General features: G+C 71.8%; 22 protein-coding genes. 8 read left to right on the plus strand and 14 right to left on the minus strand.

The window, feature by feature from the left end; all coding sequences use genetic code 11:
* Window positions 1-53: 53 nt before the first annotated feature.
* From TNCT1_RS26705 to TNCT1_RS26715, 3 genes are read right to left on the minus strand one after another with little or no spacing between them, the layout of a single operon-like run.
* Entirely contained in the window at window positions 54-815 is a 762-nt protein-coding gene (locus tag TNCT1_RS26705) for a DUF3710 domain-containing protein (RefSeq protein ID WP_143636676.1), read from the minus strand.
* Window position 816: 1 nt separating this feature from the next.
* Window positions 817-1,368 (minus strand): dUTP diphosphatase, encoded by a 552-nt coding sequence (gene dut / locus TNCT1_RS26710; RefSeq protein ID WP_235902915.1) that lies wholly within the window; start codon window positions 1,366-1,368, stop codon window positions 817-819.
* Window positions 1,365-1,949 carry a PaaI family thioesterase gene (locus TNCT1_RS26715; protein ID WP_143636678.1) on the minus strand — a complete coding sequence of 195 codons (585 nt, stop codon included), beginning with the start codon at window positions 1,947-1,949 and terminating at the stop codon, window positions 1,365-1,367. The genes dut and TNCT1_RS26715 overlap by 4 nt, the downstream gene beginning before the upstream one ends.
* Before the next feature lie 57 nt (window positions 1,950-2,006).
* On the opposite strand from TNCT1_RS26715, the gene TNCT1_RS26720 reads away from it, so the two are divergent.
* Window positions 2,007-2,468: a DUF3093 domain-containing protein gene (locus TNCT1_RS26720; RefSeq protein ID WP_143636680.1), complete on the plus strand. Its 462-nt coding sequence runs from the start codon at window positions 2,007-2,009 to the stop codon at window positions 2,466-2,468.
* A gap of 4 nt (window positions 2,469-2,472) precedes the next feature.
* Here TNCT1_RS26720 and TNCT1_RS26725 read toward each other — a convergent pair whose 3' ends face one another.
* The 4 genes from TNCT1_RS26725 to TNCT1_RS26740 form a co-directional block, all read right to left on the minus strand.
* The gene (locus tag TNCT1_RS26725) at window positions 2,473-3,396 is read right to left on the minus strand and encodes a hypothetical protein (RefSeq protein WP_143636682.1); all 924 of its coding nucleotides are present in this window, start codon (window positions 3,394-3,396) and stop codon (window positions 2,473-2,475) included.
* Between the two features lie 13 nt (window positions 3,397-3,409).
* Window positions 3,410-3,706 (minus strand): DUF4193 domain-containing protein, encoded by a 297-nt coding sequence (locus tag TNCT1_RS26730; RefSeq protein WP_005481602.1) that lies wholly within the window; start codon window positions 3,704-3,706, stop codon window positions 3,410-3,412.
* 392 nt (window positions 3,707-4,098) lie between these two features.
* Window positions 4,099-5,343, minus strand: a complete 1,245-nt coding sequence (locus tag TNCT1_RS26735; protein ID WP_143636685.1) for a HAMP domain-containing sensor histidine kinase — start codon at window positions 5,341-5,343, stop codon at window positions 4,099-4,101.
* A 6-nt stretch (window positions 5,344-5,349) separates the two neighbouring features.
* Window positions 5,350-6,003 carry a response regulator transcription factor gene (locus TNCT1_RS26740; RefSeq protein WP_003993508.1) on the minus strand — a complete coding sequence of 218 codons (654 nt, stop codon included), beginning with the start codon at window positions 6,001-6,003 and terminating at the stop codon, window positions 5,350-5,352.
* Window positions 6,004-6,422: 419 nt separating this feature from the next.
* On the opposite strand from TNCT1_RS26740, the gene TNCT1_RS35915 reads away from it, so the two are divergent.
* Window positions 6,423-6,587: a hypothetical protein gene (locus TNCT1_RS35915; protein WP_174266466.1), complete on the plus strand. Its 165-nt coding sequence runs from the start codon at window positions 6,423-6,425 to the stop codon at window positions 6,585-6,587.
* 107 nt (window positions 6,588-6,694) lie between these two features.
* On the opposite strand, the gene TNCT1_RS26745 is transcribed toward TNCT1_RS35915, so the two are convergent.
* Complete coding sequence (locus TNCT1_RS26745) at window positions 6,695-7,510, minus strand: inositol monophosphatase family protein (RefSeq protein WP_143636687.1); 816 nt, start codon at window positions 7,508-7,510, stop codon at window positions 6,695-6,697.
* A gap of 8 nt (window positions 7,511-7,518) precedes the next feature.
* Window positions 7,519-8,646 (minus strand): ferrochelatase, encoded by a 1,128-nt coding sequence (locus TNCT1_RS26750; protein WP_143636689.1) that lies wholly within the window; start codon window positions 8,644-8,646, stop codon window positions 7,519-7,521.
* 195 nt (window positions 8,647-8,841) lie between these two features.
* Here TNCT1_RS26750 and TNCT1_RS26755 point away from each other — a divergent pair, with 195 nt between their 5' ends.
* The 3 genes from TNCT1_RS26755 (at window position 8,842) to sepH (ending at window position 12,802) form a co-directional block, all read left to right on the plus strand.
* Complete coding sequence (locus tag TNCT1_RS26755; RefSeq protein ID WP_143636692.1) at window positions 8,842-10,080, plus strand: MFS transporter; 1,239 nt, start codon at window positions 8,842-8,844, stop codon at window positions 10,078-10,080.
* Entirely contained in the window at window positions 10,049-11,359 is a 1,311-nt protein-coding gene (locus tag TNCT1_RS26760; protein WP_373920509.1) for a D-arabinono-1,4-lactone oxidase, read from the plus strand. The genes TNCT1_RS26755 and TNCT1_RS26760 overlap by 32 nt, the downstream gene beginning before the upstream one ends.
* Before the next feature lie 402 nt (window positions 11,360-11,761).
* A complete protein-coding gene (sepH, locus tag TNCT1_RS26765; RefSeq protein ID WP_143636695.1) occupies window positions 11,762-12,802 on the plus strand; it encodes a septation protein SepH in 1,041 nt (346 codons plus the stop codon).
* An 87-nt stretch (window positions 12,803-12,889) separates the two neighbouring features.
* Here the strand turns inward: sepH and TNCT1_RS26770 are convergent, their stop codons facing one another.
* Window positions 12,890-13,741: a sulfurtransferase gene (locus TNCT1_RS26770; RefSeq protein WP_143636697.1), complete on the minus strand. Its 852-nt coding sequence runs from the start codon at window positions 13,739-13,741 to the stop codon at window positions 12,890-12,892.
* 313 nt (window positions 13,742-14,054) lie between these two features.
* On the opposite strand from TNCT1_RS26770, the gene TNCT1_RS26775 reads away from it, so the two are divergent.
* The gene (locus TNCT1_RS26775; protein ID WP_143636699.1) at window positions 14,055-14,846 is read left to right on the plus strand and encodes a VOC family protein; all 792 of its coding nucleotides are present in this window, start codon (window positions 14,055-14,057) and stop codon (window positions 14,844-14,846) included.
* Window positions 14,847-14,862: 16 nt separating this feature from the next.
* Here TNCT1_RS26775 and TNCT1_RS26780 read toward each other — a convergent pair whose 3' ends face one another.
* The 4 genes from TNCT1_RS26780 to TNCT1_RS26795 form a co-directional block, all read right to left on the minus strand.
* A complete protein-coding gene (locus TNCT1_RS26780) occupies window positions 14,863-18,300 on the minus strand; it encodes an AAA family ATPase (protein WP_143636701.1) in 3,438 nt (1,145 codons plus the stop codon).
* Between the two features lie 69 nt (window positions 18,301-18,369).
* Window positions 18,370-18,897 carry a hypothetical protein gene (locus tag TNCT1_RS26785; RefSeq protein ID WP_143636703.1) on the minus strand — a complete coding sequence of 176 codons (528 nt, stop codon included), beginning with the start codon at window positions 18,895-18,897 and terminating at the stop codon, window positions 18,370-18,372.
* Complete coding sequence (locus TNCT1_RS26790; protein WP_143636705.1) at window positions 18,894-21,356, minus strand: ATP-binding protein; 2,463 nt, start codon at window positions 21,354-21,356, stop codon at window positions 18,894-18,896. Before TNCT1_RS26790 ends, TNCT1_RS26785 begins: the two co-directional genes overlap by 4 nt.
* Before the next feature lie 144 nt (window positions 21,357-21,500).
* A complete protein-coding gene (locus TNCT1_RS26795) occupies window positions 21,501-22,037 on the minus strand; it encodes an ATP-binding protein (RefSeq protein WP_174266467.1) in 537 nt (178 codons plus the stop codon).
* Window positions 22,038-22,189: 152 nt separating this feature from the next.
* Here TNCT1_RS26795 and TNCT1_RS26800 point away from each other — a divergent pair, with 152 nt between their 5' ends.
* Together TNCT1_RS26800 and TNCT1_RS26805 are read left to right on the plus strand one after the other, a co-directional pair.
* Entirely contained in the window at window positions 22,190-23,083 is an 894-nt protein-coding gene (locus TNCT1_RS26800) for a helix-turn-helix transcriptional regulator (protein ID WP_143637093.1), read from the plus strand.
* Window positions 23,080-23,295 (plus strand): DUF397 domain-containing protein, encoded by a 216-nt coding sequence (locus tag TNCT1_RS26805; protein WP_143636707.1) that lies wholly within the window; start codon window positions 23,080-23,082, stop codon window positions 23,293-23,295. The genes TNCT1_RS26800 and TNCT1_RS26805 overlap by 4 nt, the downstream gene beginning before the upstream one ends.
* Window positions 23,296-23,336: the final 41 nt, after the last annotated feature.

The following is a 23,336-nucleotide window of genomic DNA, read 5'->3' on the forward strand; positions in this document are numbered from 1 at the left end:
GCGAAAGGGCCGTACCCGGAGGGGTACGGCCCTGGTTCGTCCTGTCGTGTCTGTCAGCGGACCTCGGTGATCTCGGGTCCGCGCTGGAGCTGGCCCATGCCGCCGGAGAAGCGCGAGCCCTCCTCCTGCTGGACGCCCTCGGGAACCATCTGGGCGTCGTTCGGCAGCTTCAGGACGATCGGGTCGCGGGGCGCCATCGGGCCCTCGCCGCGGACCACGACCGTGTCCCGGAAGATCTGCTCGAGCAGGCCGGCCGCCTGCGGCTGCACCGCGCCCTGGCCGGAGATCACACCGCGCAGGAACCAGCGCGGTCCGTCCACGCCGACGAACCGGACGACCTGGAAGCCGCCGGTGCCGTCCGGCAGCTGCACCGGTACCTGGGCGCGCAGCTCCCAGCCCAGCGGACCCTCGACCTCGTCGACGATGCCGCCCTGCTGGGTGATGCCGCCCGCGATCTCCTCGCGGACCTCGCCCCAGATGCCCTCACGCTTGGGGGCGGCGAAGGCCTGGAGCTGGACGGCGCTGTCGCGCAGCACGACGGTCGCGGCGACGATCGCGTCACCCGCGACCTCCACCCGCAGCTCCATCCCGTCGACGCCCGGCACGAAAAGACCGCCGAGGTCCACGCGGCCCTCGGCCGGGTCGCGCACCTCGCTGCTGTCCCACGGTCCGTCGGGCCGGGGCTCGGGCTCGAGCCGGACGCGCTCGCGCTCGGCCTCTTCCTCGTCCGCCTCGGTGTCGACGCTGTCGACGACCTGCTCGGCCTCGCCGGCCGCGTCCTCGGCGGCATCCCTCTTCTTGCGACGTCCGAACACGTCACTGTCCTTCCCGGTCGGATACGACCGAAGCGTATCGATTCCCACCCGCCAGGCCACGCACGGCGGCCTGACCGCTTGTGCCGCTCTCGTCGTCCACCGCGGCATGGCCACCGGTGGACCCGAAGCCCCCCTCGGCCCGCGCCGAGCCGGGAAGTTCCGCCACCTCCTGGAAGCGGACCCTCTCGACCTGCTGGACGACCAGTTGGGCAATCCGGTCGAAGCGCTCGAACCGCACCGGCTCGTTCGGGTCGAGATTCACCACGATCACCTTGATCTCCCCACGGTACCCGGCATCAACCGTCCCCGGGGCATTCACGAGGGCGACACCGCAGCGGGCGGCGAGACCGGAACGCGGGTGCACGAAGGCCGCGTACCCCTCCGGGAGAGCGATCGACACACCCGTGGGCAGCACGGCCCGCTCGCCGGGCCCCAGCTCGCACGCCTCGGTGGTGCGCAGATCGGCCCCGGCGTCGCCCGGGTGCTCGTACGCGGGAAGCGGTACGTCCGGGTCGACGCGGCGCAGCAGGACGTCCAGCGGGGGCCGGCTCACGGGTTCACCTCGAAGGCGCGGGCACGCCGGACCTGGTCCGGGTCCTCCATGGCGGCCTGGATCTCCTCCGGGCGGCCGTGGTCGATGAAGTGGTCCACCTTGACCTCGACGAACAGGGCGTCGGCGCGGACGGCGACGGGCCCGTCGGGGCCGCCGATGCGGCCGGTGGCGGTGCAGTAGATCTTCCGTCCGGCGACGGCGGTGACCTCGGCCTGGAGGTGCAGCGTGGTGCCCACCGGCACCGGCCGCACGAAGTCGGTCTCCAGCCGGCCGGTGACCGCGATGGTCCGCAGCAGCCAGTTCAGCGAGCCGAGCGTCTCGTCGAGGGCGGTGGCCAGCACGCCGCCGTGCGCGAGGCCCGGCGCGCCCTGGTGGGCCGGCTGCACGGTGAACTCGGCGGTCAGCGAGACACCCTCGCCGGCGCGCGCCTCCAGGTGCAGGCCGTGCGGTTGCCCGCCGCCACACCCGAAACACTGTTCGTAGTGGGCGCCGAGGAGCTCGCCGGGCGCGGGGGCGTCGGGGTGCCGTACCGGTGTCACCGCGTCGACGGGAGGCTGAAGAGCTGCGGAACTACCACTCACAGGCGCAGACCTTACCCGCGCGTCGGCGTTGTTCCGACACCGTGCCAAGCTTGGCTCATGCAGCTCTCCGCCACCCCCTACGAAGAACGCCTCACCGCCCCTCGTTCGTGGTGGCTGATCAGCTTCCTCGTGGGCGTCTCGTTCGCCCTGATCCTGCTGCCGTTCGGCACCCTGCCGCTGCTCGGCGGCCTGGTCGGCGGCACGGCCGCCGCGGCCGTGGTGGCCAGCGCCTACGGCTCCCCGCGGATCCGCGTGGTGGGCGACTCGCTGATCGCGGGCGAGGCGAGGATCCCGGTGTCGGCGCTCGGCGACGCGGAGGTCCTGGACCCCGAGGCGGCGCGCGCCTGGCGCACCTACAAGGCCGACACCCGCGCCTTCCTGCTGCTGCGCGCCTACATCCCCACGGCCCTGCGCGTGGAGGTCACCGACCCGCAGGACCCGACGCCCTACCTGTACCTGTCGACGCGGGAGCCGGAGCGTCTGGCGGCCGCGATCGAGGCGGCCCGGACGGCCGCGTAGGGCCTCAGTCCTCCGGCTCAGGGGGCAGTTGGCCGAGCCTGACCGGGTGCTCGGGCTCGTCCAGCGGCGGCAGCTCGGGCAGCTCCTCCCAGGGCACCTGGACCTTCCGCAGGTCCGCGCGGATCCGCGCGGCGAGCCTTCTGGTGTCCCGGCGGTTCATGACGGCGCCGACCGCCGCGCCCACCATGAACGGCATGAGGTTCGGCAGGTTCCGGACCATCCGCTTCATGATCTGCTGGCGCAGTTCGCGCTTCATCCGGCCGCCGAGGGCCGCGTCGACGGTCGCCGGCTGGCTCACCTTGATGCCGCGCTCCCCCGTCCAGGAGGACAGGTACACGGTGCTGCGGGCCCGCAGGTTCCCCGGCGGCCGCACCCCGTAGACCTCGTGCAGTTCGGCGATGAGCTTCAGCTCGATCGCGGCGACCCCGGTGATCTCGGTCGCCAGTTCGGTCGGCATGGCCGGCGGCACCGGCAGCATGGCCGCCGCCCCGATTCCGGCCCCGACCGTGGAGGTGCCGGCCGCCGCGCCCGCCACCAGCTTGTCGGCGAGCTCCTCGGGCCCGAGGCCGGGGAACTGCCTGCGCAGTGCGGCGAGGTCGCGTACGGGCACACGCGGGGCGATGTCGAGGATGCGGTCCGCGATGTACGCCAGCCCCGCGCGGGCGCGGCTGCCGCCCTTTCGGGCCCCTTCCAGGGCCAGGTCCCGGGCCTTGCCGCGAACGACCGCGGCCCGTCGCCTGGCGACGGGCGCGGGCTGCGACTCCGGCGCCGTCGGGTGGTCCTCCCGGCCGGACGCCGGTTCGAGCGAGGCTCCCGCCGGGAATGAGCCCCGCTCGTCGTCACGCGCACCGTGCGGGCCGCCGTGCGGCCCCTTGTCCGCTCCCCGCATGGGGAAGCGGCGCTTCCGCGGAGGGGTCGAGCCAGTCACGGCCGACCCGTCCTCAGTCGCAGTCGCGGCAGATCGGCTGGCCGTTCTTCTCGCGGGCCAGCTGGCTGCGGTGATGCACCAGGAAGCAGCTCATGCAGGTGAACTCGTCCTGCTGCTTGGGCAGCACCCGGACGGCGAGTTCCTCGTTCGAGAGGTCTGCGCCCGGGAGTTCGAGGCCCTCTGCGGCCTCGAACTCGTCGACGTCCACCGCGGAGGTGGACTTGTCGTTCCGGCGGGCCTTCAGCTCTTCAAGGCTGTCCGAGTCGACGTCGTCGTCGGTCTTGCGTGGAGTGTCGTAATCGGTTGCCATGTCGCTCTCCCCCTCTGGGTGTCTGCGGTGTCTTCAGCGCACGTAACGCGTGAGAGGCCGGACTTGTGCCCGACCTGAGGCGGAGATTTTGCCTCACATCAAGGTCTGTTACTCAATCGACACCCAAGCCGGCCGCTCGTGACCGATCGGCTTGGATGGCGGTGAGGACCGTACACGGTTCGAATGCCGCACCTCAAAGGCGCCTCACCGTGTACTTCCCGTGATCTCGAGCCCTGAAAACTGGGATTTTCCCGGCTTTCCGCCCCGTGTCATGATCACGCGGAGTACATGGCCGGAATTCCGTCCATGTGATCGATCACACAGGATCAACCGCCGACAGGGGCGGAAAAATTCCGCGCGAAGCGAACACCCCCGCGTGTGTCGTATCCCGGTCACAGCGGCAGGGTGACCCGCATCACCAGACCTCCGCCCTCGCGCGGCGTCGCCACGATGTGGCCGCCGTGCGCGCGGGCCACGGACCGGACGATGGACAGGCCGAGGCCCACCCCCTTGTCGCTGCCCGTGCGCTCCGTGCGCAGCCGTCTGAACGGCTCGAAGAGGTTGTCGATCTCGTACGCCGGCACCACCGGCCCGGTGTTGGAGACGGTCAGCACCGCCTGTCCGTGCTGCACGTCGGTGGTCACCTCGACCCAGCCGTCCTCGGCCACGTTGTAGCGCACCGCGTTCTGGACCAGGTTCAGCGCGATCCGCTCCAGCAGCACGCCGTTGCCCTGCACCACCGCGGGCCTGCGCTCGCCGCGCAGGGCGACGCCCTTGGCCTCGGCCTCGGCGTGCACCTGGTCGATGGCCTGGGAGGCCACCTCAGCCAGGTCGACCGGCTTGCGCTCGATGATCTGGTTGTCGCTGCGGGCGAGCAGCAGCAGGCCCTCCACGAGCTGCTCGCTGCGCTCGTTGGTGGCCAGCAGCGTCTTGCCGAGCTGCTGCAGCTCCACCGGCGCCTGCGGGTCGGACAGGTGCACCTCCAGCAGCGTCCGGTTGATCGCCAGCGGGGTGCGCAGCTCGTGCGAGGCGTTGCCGACGAAGCGCTGCTGGGCGGTGAAGGCCCGCTCCAGGCGCTCCAGCATCTCGTCGAAGGTGTCCGCGAGCTCCTTCAGCTCGTCGTCCGGGCCGTCCAGCTCGATCCGCCGGGACAGGTCCGAGCCGGCCACCTGGCGCGCGGTGCGGGTGATCCGGCCGAGCGGGGACAGCACACGGCCCGCCATCGCGTAGCCGAACGCGAAGGCGATCACGGCGAGACCCAGCAGGGCCAGCAGCGAGCGGCTGAGCAGGTTGTCCAGGGCCGCCTGGCGCTGGTGGTCGGCGCACCGGCTGATCGCGTCGTTGAAGTCGGCGAGCGGGACCTGGTTGGTGATCGCGGGGCAGTTGTCGCTGGAGACCTTCAGCTCCTGGAAGCTGACGATCTTGAACAGCGGCGCGTTGCCGTTGGTGATGGCCTGGGCGGCCAGCAGGTAGATGATCGACAGCAGCAGGATGCCGGCGATCAGGAACATGCCGCCGTACAGCAGCGTGAGCCGTATCCGGATGGTCGGGCGCAGCCACGGGAAGGGGGGCTGCGGCCTGCGGGGGTCCCAAGTGGGTTTCGGGGGCGCCTGGGGCGGCGCGGGAGTCGTGGCCACGGCGGATCAGATCCGGTAGCCGGAGCCGGGGACGGTGACGATCACCGGCGGCTCGCCGAGCTTGCGGCGCAGCGTCATGACGGTCACGCGCACGACGTTGGTGAACGGGTCGGTGTTCTCGTCCCAGGCCTTCTCCAGGAGCTGCTCGGCGGAGACCACCGCGCCCTCGCTGCGCATGAGCACCTCCAGCACCGCGAACTCCTTGGGAGCGAGCTGGACCTCCTTGCCGTCGCGGAAGACCTCGCGGCGGTTGGGGTCCAGCTTGATGCCGGCCCGCTCCAGCACCGGCGGCAGGGGCACGCTCGTACGGCGCCCCAGCGCCCGCACGCGCGCGATCAGCTCGCTGAACGCGAACGGCTTGGGGAGATAGTCGTCGGCGCCGATCTCCAGGCCCTCGACGCGGTCGCTGACGTCGCCGGAGGCGGTGAGCATGAGCACGCGCGTGGGCATGCCCAGCTCCACGATCTTGCGGCAGACGTCGTCGCCGTGCACCAGCGGGAGGTCGCGGTCGAGGACGACCACGTCGTAGTCGTTGACGCCGATGCGCTCCAGGGCGGCCGCACCGTCGTACACGACGTCGACGGCCATGGCCTCCCGGCGCAGGCCGGTGGCCACCGCATCGGCGAGCAGTTGCTCGTCCTCGACGACGAGTACGCGCACGTCGCTGTCCTTCCTGTGTCCACCCGCGAAAGCGCGCGATGAGGCGCGCGCGGGCAAGGGGTGTCCGTGGGGTGTGACCTCCATCCTGCCCTTTTCGGCCATAAGTCGGCTGTAAGACGGGGTCCGGGACCGCAGGGACCGGGGCCGCGGCGCGGGAACGCGAGATTTTCTGCGGCGGCGGAGGTTTCCCGGGAGCGGACCGGGGGGAGGACGGCATGTACATCCCGCGATCACGCTCTGCATGTGCCGCAGCACCATGCGGTACATCGCCATCCGCCTCCGCAGAGTGGTCGTGGGTGTCCGGCACCGTCGCCGCCCGGCCGGGCTGCGCTGGGCACCCGCGGCAGACGTGATCGTTCCCTCCCGAACGGCACACCCCCGTGCCACCCGACCCACGACCCAGGACGAGGGGGCGCAGCATGGACGCATTCACCGCAGGACTTCTGCAGCGCATAAAGACGACCGAGTCCGACCTGTCGCGTGCTCGTGACGAGGGCGACGACTTCCTCGTGGAGGTGGAGCTGGCCGAACTCGACGACCTGCGCCGCCTCGCCGCCGAGCACGGTGTGGAGGTCGGCGCGTAACGCGGCCGATCCAGCCCGCGCGGCAGGAACGGGACCCCCGGCGAATCCAGCGCCGGGGGTCCCGTTCGTCCAGCGCCCCGTCCCACGCCTTCCCGCGCGGACGCGGACTAGTCGTGCCAGGCGCCGAAGTCCTCCAGCAGCCGCTGGAGGGGCTCGAAGACGCCCGGGGTGCCCGCCACCGTCAGATCGCCCGTGGGGCGCTCTCCGGGGCGTCCACCGGTCAGGGCGCCCGCCTCCCGGGCGATCAGGTCCCCCGCCGCCACGTCCCAGGCGTGCAAGCCGCGCTCGTAGTAGCCGTCCAGCCGGCCGCAGGCCACGTCGCACAGGTCGACCGCGGCGGAGCCGCCGCGCCTGATGTCCCGCAGCAGCGGGATGAGCCGGGCGGCCACCTCGGCCTGGTGGGCGCGGACCCCGGCGACGTAGTTGAAGCCGGTGGAGACCAGTGCCTGGTCCAGCGGGGGCGCGGGACGGCAGGACAGCGCCCGCTCGCCCTCCCACGCGCCCGTCGCCCACGCCCCGCCGCCGCGGACCGCGTGGTACGTCTCGCCGCGCATCGGCGCCGCGACCACGCCGACGACGGTCTCGCCGTCCTGTTCGGCGGCGACGGACACGGCCCAGGTGGGCAGCCCGTAGAGGTAGTTGACCGTGCCGTCGAGGGGGTCGATCACCCAGCGGACGCCGCTGGTGCCCTGGACGGAGGCGCCCTCCTCGCCGAGGAAGCCGTCCGCGGGCCGGCGCCCGGAGATCAGGTCGGTGATCAGTTTCTCGGCCGCGATGTCCATCTCGGTGACGACGTCGATCGGGCTCGACTTGGTCCTGGCCACCGCCAGGTCGGCGGGACGGCCGTCGCGCAGCAGCTCGCCGGCCCGGCGGGCGGCCTCACGGGCCAGTTCCAGCAGTTCCCGGTGGAGGGGGTCGGTCACGGGTCTCCTCAGGCGAAGGGGCTGTCGGCGCCGGCGGCGGCCGGCCGGGGCGCACGGGCCGGGCAGCAGCCGACGGGGCACAGGTCGTGGCTCGGGCCGAGCGCGCCCAGGGCGCACCTGGTGACGTCCTGCCCGCGTTCAGCCGCGGCCCGCTCCAGGACCAGCTCGCGGACGGCCGCCGCGAACCGCGGATCGGCGCCCACGGTGGCCGAGCGGCGCACCGGCAGGCCCAGTTCGCCGGCCTTGGCCGTGGCCTCGGTGTCGAGGTCGTAGAGGACCTCCATGTGGTCGGAGACGAAGCCGATGGGCGCCATGACGACGGCGGGGACGCCGGCGGCGTGCCGCTCCTCGAGGTGGTCGCAGATGTCCGGCTCCAGCCAGGGGATGTGCGGGGCGCCGGAGCGGGACTGGTAGACGAGCCGCCAGGGGTGCTCGACGCCGGTGCGCTCGCGGACCGCGTCGGCGATCAGCCGGGCCACGTCCAGGTGCTGCGCGACGTACGCCCCGCCGTCCCCGTGGGCCTCTTCCGGGCCGGAGGTGTCGGCCGCGGAGGTGGGGATGGAGTGGGTGGTGAAGGCGATGTGGGCGCCGTCGCGCACGTCGTCGGGAAGGTCGGCGAGGGAGCGCAGCACGCCGTCGATCATGGGCTCGACGAAGCCGGGGTGGTTGAAGTAGTGCCGCAGCTTGTCGACCCGCGGCACCCGCACCCCCTCCTCCTGGAGGGCGGCCAGCGCGTCGGCGAGGTTCTCCCGGTACTGGCGGCAGCCCGAGTACGAGGCGTAGGCGCTGGTGGCGAGCACCAGGACGCGGCGGCGGCCGTCGGCGGCCATCTCCCGCAGGGTGTCGGTGAGGTACGGCGCCCAGTTGCGGTTGCCCCAGTAGACCGGCAGGTCGAGGCCGTGCTCGGCGAAGTCCGCGCGCAGGGCCTTGAGCAGGTCCCGGTTCTGGTCGTTGATCGGGCTGACCCCGCCGAACAGGAAGTAGTGCTGTCCGACCTCCTTGAGGCGTTCCTTGGGGATGCCGCGCCCGCGCGTGACGTTCTCCAGGAACGGGACCACGTCGTCGGGGCCTTCGGGGCCGCCGAAGGAGAGCAGGAGCAGGGCGTCGTACGGGGTGGGATCGAGCGCGTCTGGCATGACTCGATCCTGCCACCCGGCGCCGACAGCCGGTGGACGGCGGGGGGATGAGTCGCGTTCGGGATGCTTGCGGTGCTGTTGCCCGGTTGTGCCCGCGGTGGCGCACCCGACCGTTTTCGGGGGTGCACTTAGGGCTGCCTAACTCGTAAGCTGTACCGATCGCATTCGCGCCTTACGAGCCGCCCCGGAGTCCACGTGCCAAGCCCCTACCGCGCCCTGTTCGCCGAGCCAGGCACCAAGGCCTTCTCCGCCGCGGGCTTCCTCGGCCGTATGCCGCTGTCGATGATGGGCATCGGCGTGGTCACGATGGTCTCCCAGCTCACCGGGCGCTACGGCCTGGCCGGCGCGCTGTCCGCGACCATCGCGCTGTCCGCGGCCGCGATCGGGCCCCGGATATCCCGGCTGGTGGACCGGCACGGGCAGCGCCGGGTGCTGCGCCCGGCGACCCTGGTCGCGCTCACGGCGGCCGCCGGGCTGCTGCTCGCCGCCTACCTCGGCGGGCCGGACTGGACGCTGTTCGTCTGCGCGGCCGGGATCGGCTCGGTGCCGAGCCTGGGCGCGATGATCCGGGCCCGCTGGGCGGCCCTGTACCGGGGGACGCCGCAGTTGCACACCGCCTACTCGTTCGAGTCGGTGGTCGACGAGGTCTGCTTCATCTTCGGGCCGATCATCTCCATCGGCCTGTCCACCGCCTGGTTCCCGGAGGCGGGGCCCCTGCTGGCCGCGTGCTTCCTGGCCGCCGGCGTCTTCTGGCTGACCTCGCAGCGCGCCACCGAGCCGCAGCCGCACCCGCGCGAGAAGCACGGCGGCGGCAGCGCGCTGCGCTCGCCCGGCCTCCAGGTGCTGGTGGCCACCTTCGCGGCCACCGGCACGATCTTCGGGGCGGTCGACGTGGTCACCGTCGCCTTCGCCGACGAACGCGGCCACAAGGCCGCGGCGAGCCTCGTCCTCGCGCTGTACGCGGCCGGATCCTGCGCGGCCGGGGTCGTGTTCGGGCTGATGCGGTTCGCCGGAGCGCCGGAACGCCGCTGGCTCCTGGGCGTGTCGGCCATGGCCGTGAGTATGATCCCCCTCCTACTGGTCGGAAACCTGCCGCTTCTGGCCGTGGCGCTGTTCGTTGCGGGACTGGCCATCGCGCCGACGATGATCACGACGATGTCCCTCATCGAAGAGCACGTACCTCGCGCGCAGCTCACCGAGGGCATGACCTGGGTGAGCACCGGCCTTGCGGTCGGCGTCGCGCTCGGCTCCTCCGTGGCCGGCTGGGTGATCGACGCAGCCGGGGCGCGCGCCGGGTACGGGGTTCCGGCCGTGTCCGGGGCCGTCGCGGTCGCGGTCGGTTTCCTCGGGTACCGCCGGCTGCGCAGGCCGGCCGTCGGTCGGGGAGGCGTCGTTGAGCACCATGTCGAGCGCGAGGAACGCAACCTGGCGTAACTGGGGCGGCAACGTCTCCGCCCGTCCCGCGCGCGAGGTGGCGCCGGCCTCGGTGGAGGAACTGGCAGCGGCGGTGCGCCGGGCGGCCGAGGACGGCCTGAAGGTGAAGGCGGTCGGCACCGGGCACTCCTTCACGTCCATAGCCGCAACGGACGGCGTGCTGATCCGTCCGCGGCTGCTGACCGGCATACGCGCCATCGACCGGGAGGCCATGACCGTCACGGTCGAGGCCGGCACCCCGCTCAAGAGGCTCAACGCGGCCCTGGCGCGCGAGGGGCTGTCGCTCACCAACATGGGCGACATCATGGAGCAGACGGTCTCGGGCGCCACCAGCACCGGCACCCACGGTACGGGCCGCGAGTCGGCCTCGATAGCCGCCCAGATCAAGGGCCTTGAACTGGTGACGGCCGACGGCTCGGTGCTCACCTGCTCCGCGGAGGAGAACCCCGCGGTCTTCGCGGCCGCCCGGATCGGCCTCGGCGCCCTGGGCGTCGTCACGGCGATCACCTTCGCCGTGGAGCCCCTGTTCCTGCTCACCGCGCGCGAGGAACCGATGCCCTTCGACCGGGTCGTCGCCGAGTTCGACGAACTGTGGGCGGAGAACGAGCACTTCGAGTTCTACTGGTTCCCGCACACCGGCAACACGAACACCAAGCGCAACAACCGCAGCGCGGGCCCGGAGCAGCCGGTGGGGCGGCTCGCCGGCTGGTTCGAGGACGAGTTCCTCTCCAACGGCGTCTTCCAGGTGGCCCAGTGGGCCGGCCGCGCGGCCCCGGCGACCGTCCCCGCGATCGCCCGGATCTCCAGCAGGGCGCTGTCCGCGCGGACTTACACGGACATCCCGTACAAGGTCTTCACCTCGCCGCGCCGGGTGCGCTTCGTGGAGATGGAGTACGCCGTCCCGCGCGCGGCCCTGGTGGACACGCTGCGCGAGCTGAAGGCCATGGTCGACCGCTCCGGGCTGCGCGTCAGCTTCCCGGTCGAGGTGCGCACCGCCCCGGCCGACGACATCACCCTGTCCACCGCCTCCGGCCGGGACAGCGCGTACATCGCCGTGCACATGTTCCGGGGCACGCCGTACCAGGCCTACTTCACCGCCGCCGAGCGCGTCTTCACCGCGCACGAGGGCCGGCCGCACTGGGGGAAAGTGCACACGCGGGACGCGGAGTACTTCTCCAGGGTGTATCCGCGGTTCACCGAGTTCACGGCGCTACGCGACCGGCTCGACCCGGAACGCCTGTTCCAGAACGACTACTTGCGGAGGGTTCTGGGAGCGTAGCGATTAGTTCCGTTTCCAGTGACTAAGTGAGGTTCGCCACCTCCAAGATCGCCGCGGCCCGGTTCTGAGGGGCCAAGTCGCACTCCTTGCGAGAAGTTGGGCGGCGCGCCCATCCACGCACATGGCCCAAATGGAGTACTGTTGCGATCCCTGGGTCCGGTCTCCCACCAGGCTGTCCGTGACCTTGCAGGACCGCCGGGAGGGGGCTAGTTGCACAGGGTGACGGATTTGGTCACTTAGCGTTGCGAACAGGTAACCGTGCCATAACGGCGGTCCAGGGCCCGCGCCCGACACGCCGGGCAACTCGGCAAGGTTGTGGCAGGCTGCACCCGGGCAGGCCACACTCGACTAGCGGAAGCAGCGACGCACGTGACGTCGGCAGGCACCACCCGGGAGGTCCCCATGCCCGAACTGCGTGTCGTGGCCGTCTCCAATGACGGCACACGGCTGGTGCTCAAGGCTGCCGACGCGACGGAGTACACACTTCCGATCGACGAGCGGCTGCGCGCCGCCGTCCGCGGCGACCGCCCCCGTCTCGGCCAGATCGAGATCGAGGTGGAGAGCCATCTCCGCCCCCGTGACATCCAGGCCCGTATACGGGCCGGCGCCACCGCCGAAGAGGTCGCCCAGCTCGCCGGCATCCCGGTCGACCGGGTCCGGCGCTTCGAGGGACCGGTGCTGGCCGAGCGCGCCTTCATGGCCGAGCGCGCCCGCAAGACACCGGTGCGCAGGCCGGGCGAGAACTCCGGTCCGCTGCTCGGCGAGGCCGTCCAGGAACGGCTGCTGCTGCGCGGCGCCGACAAGGACACCGTGCAGTGGGACTCCTGGCGCCGCGACGACGGCACCTGGGAGGTCCTGCTCGTCTACCGGGTCGCGGGCGAACCGCACTCGGCGAGCTGGACGTACGACCCGCCCCGGCGGCTCGTCCAGGCCGTCGACGAGGAGGCGCGCTCGCTGATCGGCGAGTCCGACGACCTCGCGGTGCCGGAGCCGAGCTTCCCGTTCGTGCCGCGCATCGCCCGGCTGCCGCGCGACCGGGGCATGGACCGTGCCCTGGAGCGCACCGACAGGGAGCGGCCGAGCCTGCCCGCGCAGGCGTCCGAGCCCGCCGAGGAGAGCACCGGCGAACGCGACTCGCTGACCAGCCTGCTGGAGGCGGTGCCGAGCTTCCGGGGCGACCTGGTGGTCCCGGAACGGCCGGTGGAGGTCTCGGAGGAGCCGCCCGAGGACATCGAGGAGGAGGAGCCCCCGGCGCCCGCGGCGTCGGCCGGGTCCGCCTACGCGGACGTCCTCATGCCGCGCTCGGTGGGCAGCCACCGGGACCGGCTCATCGGCTCCACCGACCGCCAGGCCGAGGCCGACGGCGTCCGCCCCGGCCGGCGCGCGGCGGTACCGAGCTGGGACGAGATCGTGTTCGGCACCCGGCGCAAGAAGCAGGAGTGAACCTGCCGTACGGCCCTGTGAGCCCTCGTACGACCGTGCGATGAATGGGTGGCACGCGCGCGTGCCACCCATTCCGGCCGTCTGCGCCTACCGCGGGTCCGGGCCCACCGCCACCGGACGGGACGGGTCCGAGGACCACTCCGACCAGGAACCGACGTACAGGGCCGCCGGAATGCCCGCGACCGCGAGCGCCAGCACCTCCTGGGCGGCCGACACGCCCGAGCCGCAGTAGACGCCCACCGGGACGTCCGTGGAGACGCCCAGGGCCTTGAAGCGGTCCCGCAGGTCGGCGGCGGGCAGGAACCGGCCGTCCGGCCCCACGTTCTCCGTCGTCGGGGCCGACACGGCGCCCGGGATGTGCCCGCCGACCCGGTCGATGGGCTCCACCTCACCGCGATACCGCTCCCCCGCGCGCGCGTCCAGCAGCACGCCCGAGCCGGCCAGCGCGGCCGCCTGGTCCGCGTCCAGCAGCCCGGCCGGATCCGGCGCGGGCCGGAAGTCGCCCTCGGCCGGAGCGGGCGTCTCGGTGGACAGCGGGCCCTGCCAGGCCGGCAACCCGCCGTCGAGGCACCGCACGTCCGGGTGACCCGTCCAGCGCAGCAGCCACCACGCGCGCGCGGCGGCCCAGCCCACCCCGCCGTCGTAGACGACGACCGGGCGGCCGGCCGACACGCCCGCGCGGCGCATGGCCGCGCCGAACTCGGCCAGGTCCGGCAGCGGATGGCGGCCGCGCTCACCGGGGGCCGAGGCCAGTTCCCGGTCCAGGTCGACGAAGACCGCGCCGGGGATGTGCCCGGCCGTGTACTCGGCCCGCCCGTCGAACTCCGGTTCGCCCGCCGCCTTCGCGAGGCTGAGCCGCCAGCGCACGTCCAGCAGGACGGGCGGGGTGTCCCCGTCGATCTCGTGGGCCAGTTCGGTGGCACTGATGATGGCTGTCATGGCGTCATCCTTACGTCAGGGGTGGCCGCGGCGTCCAGGTACGGCTACTCTCCCGCCACGCAGGTCCGATCACCCGGCGTACGGGATCGGGCACACGCTGTACAACTGTCGGACACTCGCCGGCCATCGTGAGGCAGCGGCGGGAGACGGCGGAGCAGGCATCCTTCCCGGTGCCCCGGGCGGCCGGCGCGGTCCGGCGCGCGGCACCCCGAAGGACGCGGGCCCCGGCGCGGGTGCCCGCGCGCCGACGGCACACCCCTTCCGGCGAGCGGAAGCGACACGGCCCCCGTGAGGGCCGGGGAGAGAGTGACGGATGACCGAGGCACGGGAGCCGGCCGGCCCGCACGAACGGCGTGCGCCCGGGACACCCTGCTGGGTGAGCCTGATGGTGCGCGAACCGGCCGCGACCGAGAGGTTCTACGGGGCCCTGTTCGGCTGGGAGTTCCGGCCCGGTCCGCAGCAGCTCGGGCCCTACGTACGGGCGCTGCTCGACGGCCGCCAGGTGGCCGGCGTCGGCCACCTGCCGCCGGACCGCCGGCTGCCGGTCGCCTGGACGCCGTACTTCGCCTCCAGGGACGTGGACGCAACGGCCGACCAGGTCCGGCTGTGCGGCGGCACGGTGGCCGTGGGCCCGCTGGACGCGGCCGAGGCCGGGCGGCTGGCCATCGCCGCCGACCCCTCGGGGGCGGTGTTCGGCATCTGGCTGGGCGCGGCCCACCTCGGCACGTCGATCGGCGGCGTCCCGGGCACCCCCGTCTGGAACGAGCTGCTCACCTACGAGACTTCCGTCGTCGCGAAGTTCTACGAGACGGTCTTCGGCTACGAGGAGGAACCGGAGGTCTCCGCCGGCCGCGACCACGTCACCCTGCGCGCCGGCGGCTGTCCGGTGGCCGGCCTGAGCGGCCTGGGCCACGCCCTGCCCGGCGACCGCGGCGCCCACTGGCTGACGTACTTCCAGGTCGCCGACACCGGGGAGACGCTGCTTCAGGTCACCGAACTCGGCGGCCGCGTCCTCACCGCACCCCACGACACCCCGCACGGCCGGGTCGCCACGGTGGCGGACCCGGAGGGGGCGGTGTTCTCGGTGGTCGAGGGGGTTCGGTGAACGCCGTCCGGGGTTCCTACTCTCCGCCCAGGGCCGCCTTCGCCTCGTTGCCGTCCCAGCCGGCCGGAGTGCGCCAGATGACATCGACGGTGAACACGTCGCGGATGGCTTGCGCGGACCAGGCCTCAGCCGGCGGCTCGGACAGCACGAGGTAGCGGCGGTCACCCTTGTCCGACACGGCGTGCTCGATCTCCAGGAGCCGGGCTGCTCCCGCACGCAGGTCGGCGTGGGACGACTGGCCGGCGCCGAGGACTTCGTAGTGCGCAAGCCCCTGCTCGGCCCGGCAGCTCACGTCCACGACCGCAGAACTCTCCGGCTGCAGGTCGGCGCGCAGCAGAGCCGCCATCAGTTCGAGACGCACTGCTTCATGCGTCTTGCACTTCCGGTCGGCGGCGACGGTCTCTTCCAGGTGGCGGAGCAGGTCCCCGGCCTGCTGGGGGCTCTGCGCGACGGTGGCCATGGAACCGGGCTCCTTTTCTTCGGACTCTGCGGTCTGGGTGATGACGGTCTGGGGCTCGCCCTCGGTGACTGCCGGCAGAGCCACTTCGGCTTCCACGACGGCCACGCGTTCCTCCAGGGCCTTCCGCGCGGTCGTCAGGGCGTCGGCCCATCCGCTGCTCGCCAGCTCGGCCTGGAACAGGGTCGGGTCGAACGTCCCCGCCTTCAGGGCGTGGTTGGTGCTCACGGCGAGGTTCTGCAGGCGGCTGAGACTCGCCTTGTCGGGAGAGCCGAGAACGCGCCACACGTCCAGCCAGTCGTGCTGGTCGAGTTTCATGCAGCGCGTTGCCATGCCCTTGAGCTCCGAGACCCGGGCACGGGCGTTCTCCGGGGCCTCGGCTCGGGTCAGCTCCTCCACAACACCGAGAGCGTCTACATAGCGCTTCAGCATGGTCGGGGAGATGGGCTGGCGGCCGGAGTCATCGGCTGTGACGAAGGTGGCGTTCGCCGTCTGGCGCATCACCCAGACGTCCAGTTCGGTTCCGATGGCCGGCGCCACGGCGTCCTTGCGTACGGCCACGTAGAGCGGGCGTCCGACGGGCCCCTGAAGGGCCTCGGCCTTGTACCGGCCTCCGCTGATCGAGACCACCCGCACCCGGAGCTCCGCCCCGATATCGAGGGTGCCGGCCGCTTCTCCGGCCTCGGAGGCCGGGGTCGTGGACGGCTCGGGGTGGTCGTCGGCACCGGTCAGCACCGCTGGAAGAGGAGTGGAGTGCATGATCGTGAGGCTCTGGGTGCTTCGGGTCAGGGAGATGTAGAGCAGGCGCAGACCGGCTGGTTCGTGGCCCGCTATGGCGGACGGTTCGACAACGAGGACGTGGTCGAATTCCAGGCCCTTGGCCTGCGAGGCCGGAAGCATGGTGATGGCCTGGCGCTCCTCGGCCGCGAGGCCGTCGGCTTCGTCCAGCCGGCGGTCGATCTCAGCGGTGGCCTCGTAGTCGTCGGGGACGATGACCGCCACCGAACGCATGAGGTTCTGGCCGTCGGTGGTGCCGGTCAGGTGGTGGATACGGGCGATGGTCTCCGCGACGAGTGAGCCCGGTTCGGTTTCGACCAGTCGCACGGCGTCTTCCCCGGCCGCACGGACCGCCTCCGGATACGGCAGCGTGGGTGCGACGGCGCGAGCCAGCGGCGCGGCGAATCGCATGATCTCGGCGGGGACGCGGTAGCTCGTGTTCAGTTCGGCCAGCCGGCAGTCTCCGTGGTCGGAGAGAAGTGTGCCGAGGCGGTCCCAGTCGGTGTAGGCGTGGGGGCCGGTGGCCTGAGCGAGGTCGCCGAGCACCGTCATGGAACCGCCGGCCGCGAGGCGGCGCCGCAGGGACCGGGCCTGCATCGGGGTCAGGTCCTGGGCCTCGTCGATGATGACGTGTCCGTAATGACGTGGGGTCTCACCCGTGATGAGGTACCGGAGCTCTTCGAGGCAGACGCGGTCGTCGAGCGTCCACGGCTCCTCGTCCGCCCTGGTCGCGCGCGGGCGTTGCAGGACATACTGCTCGATGTCCTCCAGGATGCCCTCGGCGCAGGCTCGCAGCAGCTGGGGCGAGTCGTAGAGGGTGCGCAGGGCCTCGGCCGGGCCGGGCGACGGCCAGACGCGTTCTATGAGGCGCTCCACGCGCCGGTTGCGCTCCAGTTCACGACGGATCGTCTGGTCGCGGCTACGCCGTGGCGCGACGGCGACGAGTTCGCGCAGCAGCAGGTCGACGACGAGTCCGCGGAACCGGTCGCGCCGTTCGCGGTAGGACCCTCCCCCCTGCCGCACCTCCTCCAGAGCGGCGAGGATCTCCGAGCGGACTACGCGCAGGGTCGTGCCGGCAGCGGTGACGACGAACGCGGGCTCGTCGCCCTCGAAGGAGGGTGGCGTGGTGAGGTCGTCGAGAGCCGCCGGGCGGTACTCCTTCTCGACACGTCGCCGCAGCAGGGCGCCCATGCGCTCGTCGGACTTCACCAGCCGGGTACGCGCACTGTCGGTGCCCCGGATGTCGCCGTCCCACAGGCGGGACAGCTGCACGGCGTTGACGTCCCGGGTGCCGAGGGTGGGCAGAACCTGGCCGACGTATTCGAGGAACCGCTGGTGCGGGCCGATGACCAGGATGTCCCGCGCCTTGAAGTGGTCGTTGTTCACCAGCCACGTCACGCGGTGCAGACCGACCGCGGACTTACCCGTTCCCGGACCACCCTGTACGACGAGGATCTCGGAGGGCGCCTCGGTGACGAGTGCCATCTGGTCGCGCCGGATCGTCTCGACGATGTCGCGCATGCGGCCGCTTCGTGAACGCTGCAGGTCACGTAGCAGGAGGTCGTCCGGCTGCTGAGGCTTGCGCCGCTGGATGCGGGCGATGTCGCCGGGGGTGGGGCCCGGGCGGCCGGGGGTGTCCGGAGCGGACTTCTCGCCCTCACGGGCCGCCCCGCTCCGGACGGCCGGCCGGCGAACGGCCGTGTCGGTCTCCTCGGACGCCTCCGCCGCGGTGCCCGGTACGGTCACCGGGCTGTCCGGAACCTGCGTCGCCGGTGCGGGAACCGCCGACGCGATGTCATCGGTGTAATCGTCGACGACACGCTGCGAGCAGATCAACCGCCGCCGCAGCACCACTTCTCCTGGTGACTCCGGCGATGCGTCGAACCACGTCCGGGCGAGCTGGTTGGTCCACTCCACGACCACCCGGTTGCTCTCGCTGTCCGAGACGCCTCGGCGCCCGACGTACCAGGTTTCGACCTCCTGGTGGGGAGCTCCGACGTCGACGCGGCCGATGACCAGACTCTCGCCCCCCAATCCGCCGTAGGCGGCCGCCTGCTCCTCGGCCTTGATCCGGTTGGTGACACTGTCCTTACCGCTGGCGGACGCCTTGGCCACGAAGTCGCCGGTCATCTGCGCCAGCCGGGCCTCGTAGCATTCGTAGGCGAAATCCACCTTCTTCTGCTCAGCGGCGATGACTTCCCTGCGCGCGGGCACTCCCATGTACTTCCCCTCCCTCACGGCCCTCCGGCCGCACCGGACGCATGGCGTCCGGTCCCCTTCACAGAATTATCACGTCTTGTCAGTTGCCGGAGGCACAGTCTCTGTTCTCGTCGTCACCGCATGGAGGGTGACGACGGCCTTCGCCGGCGTCTCGGCGAGCGGCGCCCGCCGTACGCCCTTCTGCTGGGGAAGAGTCAGGGTGACCCCGGGTGCAGCGAGTTCTGTGACGAGTGCTGCGACGGCCGCCTGCCAGACGCGCACCTGGGAGTGGCTCGGGCCGATCTCGTCGTGCTGGTACTTGCAGCCCGCGCTGAGCCGGCTCCAGAAGGCGGTGACGCGGTGGGCCAGATCAAGGCCGACGTAATGGCGGAGACAGAGCAGCTTGGCCCGCATGCTGCGGACTCCGCAGAATCCGGCTTCCTTGGACAGCAGGGTCGCGTCGACGGCCGCTTCCAGGGCGATCCGCAGGGCGTAAGCGGCGCCACGGGCGCGGCCCGCCTGGGTCAGGGGACCGCCCAGGCCTTCGCTGAGAAGGGCCTCAGCGGTAGCGAGGAGCCCGGCGATCGCCGGGGCGCCGGTCTCGGGAGCGGTCGTCACTTGGTCACCCCCGGCTTACGGATCTTCTCCGTGAGGGCCTCGATCCTGCGGACGAAGCCGACCCGATCCGTCAGGGGGAGCCCGCTGGGATGTGCACCCCGCTGGCACTGCCGGATCAGGGCCACGCTCTCCTGGCCGTACAGGGCGCCGAGGCGCGCCCTGACCTCGTCATCGGTGACGGACGCGAGGGTGAGGCCGTCGGCGTCGTCCGAGGCGGCCTCGGGGAAGAGAGCGAGGGCCGCGAGCCCGAGGAGCCGATCGGTCCTGTCGACGGCTTCCTGGATCTCCTCGGCAGGCTCACCGGCCCGCCGACGGCTGACCCAGGCCACTTCGACGAACGCCTGCGCCAGCGCCTCCCGGCACAGCGACGGCAGGACGTTGCGCAGCGCCGCCTCGGGGCAGTCACCCGTCTTGGCGAGCGCCATGGCGTCGGAGACGGCCTCCCGCACCGGATCCGTGTCGTCCGTGACCTTCACCCTGGACCGCTCGCCCCGCTCCACCTTCAGCACGGTCACCGGCAGGCCCTGGCTGCGGAAGGCGTGCGGGAGGCGGGTGTCGTGGGTGAAGACGACGACCTGCCGGTCGCGGCCGAGTTCGTCGAGCACCTGGGCCAGTCCGTCGACCTTCGCCGGGTCCATGGACTGCACCGGGTCGTCGATGACGACGAAGCCGAAGGGGCTGTCGGCGGTGGCGGCGCGCGGCAGGAACAGGGAGAGGGCGAGCGAGTGCAGTTCGCCCTGGCTCATGACGCCCAGCGCCGGGGCCTTGGTGTCGTCGACGGTGACGTCCAGGATCAGCTTGCGTACCGTAGCCCGCTCGGTGCCGTGCAGGCCGACGGGCTTGAGGTCGACGCTGCTCTGCTGGCGCAGCTTCTCCCAGATCCGCTGCGTGTGCCCGGCGAAGGCGTTCAGTCTCAGGTCGCGGATCTCGGTCGTGAGGTTCTTGATCCAGGTGTGGGCGGCGTTGGCGGCCGTCTTGCGCGGCTTGGCGGCAACGACCTCGCGGTGGAGCGTCGTCCACTCGGCCAGCAGGCCGACCACCTCACGCCAGCGTTCGTCCAGCGCCGCCAGTTCCGCGCCCGCCGCCCGGGCCACGACGTCGCATGCGTCCGCCAGCGTCACCGCCGCCCGCAGCGCCCGCTCGGCGAGCTCGGCGGGTTCCGTGATCCGCCGGCACTCGCCCCACTCCCGCCACGGGCCGGTGAGCGCGGCCGGGAACTCCCGCGGCACATGCACCAGATCATGCAGTGCGCGCATCCCGTCCCGCACTCCGGCCTCCGCCTTGCGCACGGCCTCGGCCTCCTGCAGGAGGGCGGCGACCTCCGCCTCGGCGCGCCTGGACCACTCCCGGTCCAGGACCTGCTCCGTGCCGCAGACCGGGCAGGCCGTCTCGTCGGCGTGACGGTCGCTGTGCCGCAGGGCCGCCTGGAGCAGCCCTGCCCTGCTGTGGGCATCGGCGGCCGCGGACCCCTTGAGGTCCTCGGCGTCGGCCATGGCACGCCGCAGCGTGTCGACGGCGGCGCCGATCCGGTCGAGGTCGGGGCCCTGGGCGTCGGCCTCCAGCCGCGCCTCGCGCAACCGGCCTTCGTCGGCCGTGGGTACGCCGCTGATCAGGGCGTCGAGTACGGCGTAGTCGGGGCCGCCCTTCTCGTCCATCGCCATCAGGGCCCTGAGCGCCCGGTCGTCGTGCCCGGCGTTCTCCAGGGCCGCGTGCAGGAGCGGCTTCTTCTCCTTCTCGGCCTTCTGGACGTCCTCGAGTTCCTTCTTGACGGCCGCCAGCCGCCGGGCGGCGGCGTTGAGGTGGTCGAGTCCGAGGATCGCGGCGACGTTGTCGTACATCTCGGCCGGCTTGCCGTTGATCATGTTGCCGAGGTCGGCGTACGACAGGAACGGACGGTGGGCGCGCATCGCCTGCTCCCAGCCGGACTGTTCCAGCGGTACGACGCCCTGTCCCGGCCGCTTCAGCACGGCCCGGGAGTCGGTGAAGGCGTCACCGGTCCAGGTACGGGTGAGAGTGCTCGGCGACGGATCGCCCTCTACGGCCAGCTTGGCCTCGACGGCGGTCGTCTCACCGTGGTGCAGGTTGCGCCAGCGGACCGCGTGGCTCGGGTGTCCTCCGGCGCAGTGGGCATTGGTCCCGGTGAACAGGGTCTCGATCGCCTCGGCGAAGCTCGACTTGCCGGACCCGTTGCGCCCGACGACGAGGGTGACCCCCGGCTTCGGCCGCAGGTTCAGCCGCGCCTGGGATCCGACACCGCGGAAGCCGGTGACCGTGACCTTCCCCAGGTAGACGGGGCCGGCGGCGGTACCGGCAGGGCTCTCGGCGCCCTCGGAGCCGCCGAGCGCCTCGCGGACGAGGGCCTTCGCGGCCACGCTGAGCTTCGTGTCGGCGGCCAGCCGGGCCTCGACGAGGTCGGGCAGCGGCAGGGCGTGGGTCGGGTCCGGTTCCATCGCGTCCATGTGGTGTCTCCCGTGGTTTCCGTACTGGTGCGGAAGGGGCGAGCACCGACAGGCCGGGGGCGGTGGGGCCGCCGGTACCTGTCGACGGATGGAACCGTAGGAGCGGACTGGGCTGCTTACGTATGGAGCGGTCGATAACCCGTGTTAGCAGTGCCGTTGACTCTGTGATGCCGGGAATACGTACTCCGCCCAGACGGTCTTGCCCGGACCGTCCGGGCGCGGGTGCCAGTCCCAGCGGGCGGCGAGCTGCGATACGAGAAGCAGTCCCCGGCCGGCCTCTTCCTCGGTGTCGGCTGCGCCCTGCGGAACGGCGGGGCGACGGGGAAGGCGTTCGCCGCGGGTGTCGGTGACCTCGACACGCAGGACGCGGTCGTGGGGCGGGGCGTGGAGGCGCAGGTGGAAGTCCCGGCCAGGGACGTGTCCGTGCCGCACGGCGTTCGCGGTGAGCTCAGCGACGATCAGTACGACCGCGTCGTGCGCGTCGGTGCCGTACGGGATCCCCCACCCATCCAGGCGGACGGCGGCCAGGCGGCGGGCGAGGCGGGCTCCACGGGGTGTGGAGGTGAAGCGCATCTCGAAGGTGTGCTCCGGGGGCGAGGTGCCGGGGGCGCCGGGGCTTAACAGGGCGTGCGGGATGGTGGGTTGGGTGGTGGCGGTGCGATTGATGGGTTTTGCCGTCATGCCGATCACGGTGCCGTCGGTCGCGTAGCGTGACCAGCGGTGACGCAGTGACAGAGCGCGACTGTACGCGCGGTGTCGGGGGGCGTAGGCGCTGTGCGCCGTAACGGCGTTCCTTGCGGGGGCGTTGGGTCGAGGAGGCGGTGATGGCGGACATGGCGGAGCGCGAGGACGCGGGGACCGGGCCGGTCGTGAGTCTCGGGGACGGCTGGGACAACGACGACGCGGCCGGGCGGCGCCCGGAGGACGAGGCCGGGCGCGGGGTCGTGGTCGCGTTCGGGCAGACCCTGAAGACGCTACGGCTGCGGGAGGGCCTGGAGCGCGAGGAGTTCGGGAGACGGCTCGGCTACTCGGCGTCCACGGTCGCGGCGTTCGAGCAGGGGCGGAGGATCCCGTCACCCCGGACGATCGAGCGGGCCGATGAGGTGCTGGGGGCGGGCGGGTTGCTGTGCCTGTGGAAGGACCAGGTGGAGCGGGCTCAGTATCCGGTGTTCTTCCAGGGGATGGCGGTGCTGGAGAAGGAGGCCATGGAGCTGCTTGCCTTTGACACCCTTGTGGTCAACGGCCTGCTTCAGACTCAGGAATACATGCGGGCGCTGCTCACCATGCGACGCCCACCCCTCAAGCAGGACACCATCGAGCAACGCGTGACCGCGCGACTGGCCCGGCAGGACATTCTTGGCAGGGAGCCCGCACCGTTGCTGAGCTTCGTGATGGACGAATCGGTGCTACGGCGTCGCTACGGAGGAACGGACGTACAGCGGGGGCAATTGGAACATCTTCTCCTCATCGGGCAAGAGCGCAACGTTCAGTTGCAAGTCATGCCACTGAGTTGCGAGGAGAGCGCAGGCGTGGACGGACCATTCACCGTCGTCATCCGCCAGGACGGCAAGCAGTTCGTGTACGCCGAAGCACAGGGATCCAGCGCACTCGAAACGGAGCCTGCACGCGCTGCTGTCGCCGCTGCGCGCTATGGGATTATCCGATCACAAGCTCTCACTCCGCGAGAGTCGATGGCGTTCGTCGAAGGGTTACTGGGATCGCTATGAACAACGCTGAGTCCTCGACCGTCGCTACTGGTCTCCTCTGGTTCAAGAGCAGCTACAGCGGAGCCGAAGGTGGGCAGTGCGTAGAGGTCGCCGCTGCTCCGGCAGTCGTGTGCGTGCGTGACTCCAAGGCCGTTGCCGGGCCCACACTGACAATCTCGCGTGAGGCGTGGGCGGGGTTCGTCGGACTGGTCTCATCGGAGCGGTGCGTCTGACGCTCGTACGGACGTGAGAGCCCTGTCAATTCTCTCGAACG

The organism is Streptomyces sp. 1-11 (genome assembly GCF_007176755.1).
In the GTDB taxonomy this organism is placed as follows: Bacteria; Actinomycetota; Actinomycetes; order Streptomycetales; family Streptomycetaceae; genus Streptomyces.

What these genes read in the sequence shown, in the direction of transcription:
- TNCT1_RS26775 (WP_143636699.1), top strand. Translation starts at nt 14,055, where the DNA reads ATGACCGAGGCACGGGAGCCGGCCGGCCCGCACGAACGGCGTGCGCCC.
- TNCT1_RS26750 (WP_143636689.1), bottom strand. Translation starts at nt 8,646, where the DNA reads ATGCCAGACGCGCTCGATCCCACCCCGTACGACGCCCTGCTCCTGCTC.
- TNCT1_RS26770 (WP_143636697.1), bottom strand. Translation starts at nt 13,741, where the DNA reads ATGACAGCCATCATCAGTGCCACCGAACTGGCCCACGAGATCGACGGG.
- TNCT1_RS26780 (WP_143636701.1), bottom strand. Translation starts at nt 18,300, where the DNA reads ATGGGAGTGCCCGCGCGCAGGGAAGTCATCGCCGCTGAGCAGAAGAAG.
- TNCT1_RS26795 (WP_174266467.1), bottom strand. Translation starts at nt 22,037, where the DNA reads ATGACGGCAAAACCCATCAATCGCACCGCCACCACCCAACCCACCATC.
- TNCT1_RS26730 (WP_005481602.1), bottom strand. Translation starts at nt 3,706, where the DNA reads ATGGCAACCGATTACGACACTCCACGCAAGACCGACGACGACGTCGAC.
- TNCT1_RS26760 (WP_373920509.1), top strand. Translation starts at nt 10,049, where the DNA reads ATGTCGAGCGCGAGGAACGCAACCTGGCGTAACTGGGGCGGCAACGTC.
- TNCT1_RS26790 (WP_143636705.1), bottom strand. Translation starts at nt 21,356, where the DNA reads ATGGACGCGATGGAACCGGACCCGACCCACGCCCTGCCGCTGCCCGAC.
- TNCT1_RS26720 (WP_143636680.1), top strand. Translation starts at nt 2,007, where the DNA reads ATGCAGCTCTCCGCCACCCCCTACGAAGAACGCCTCACCGCCCCTCGT.
- TNCT1_RS26805 (WP_143636707.1), top strand. Translation starts at nt 23,080, where the DNA reads ATGAACAACGCTGAGTCCTCGACCGTCGCTACTGGTCTCCTCTGGTTC.
- sepH (WP_143636695.1), top strand. Translation starts at nt 11,762, where the DNA reads ATGCCCGAACTGCGTGTCGTGGCCGTCTCCAATGACGGCACACGGCTG.
- TNCT1_RS26800 (WP_143637093.1), top strand. Translation starts at nt 22,190, where the DNA reads ATGGCGGAGCGCGAGGACGCGGGGACCGGGCCGGTCGTGAGTCTCGGG.
- TNCT1_RS35915 (WP_174266466.1), top strand. Translation starts at nt 6,423, where the DNA reads ATGGACGCATTCACCGCAGGACTTCTGCAGCGCATAAAGACGACCGAG.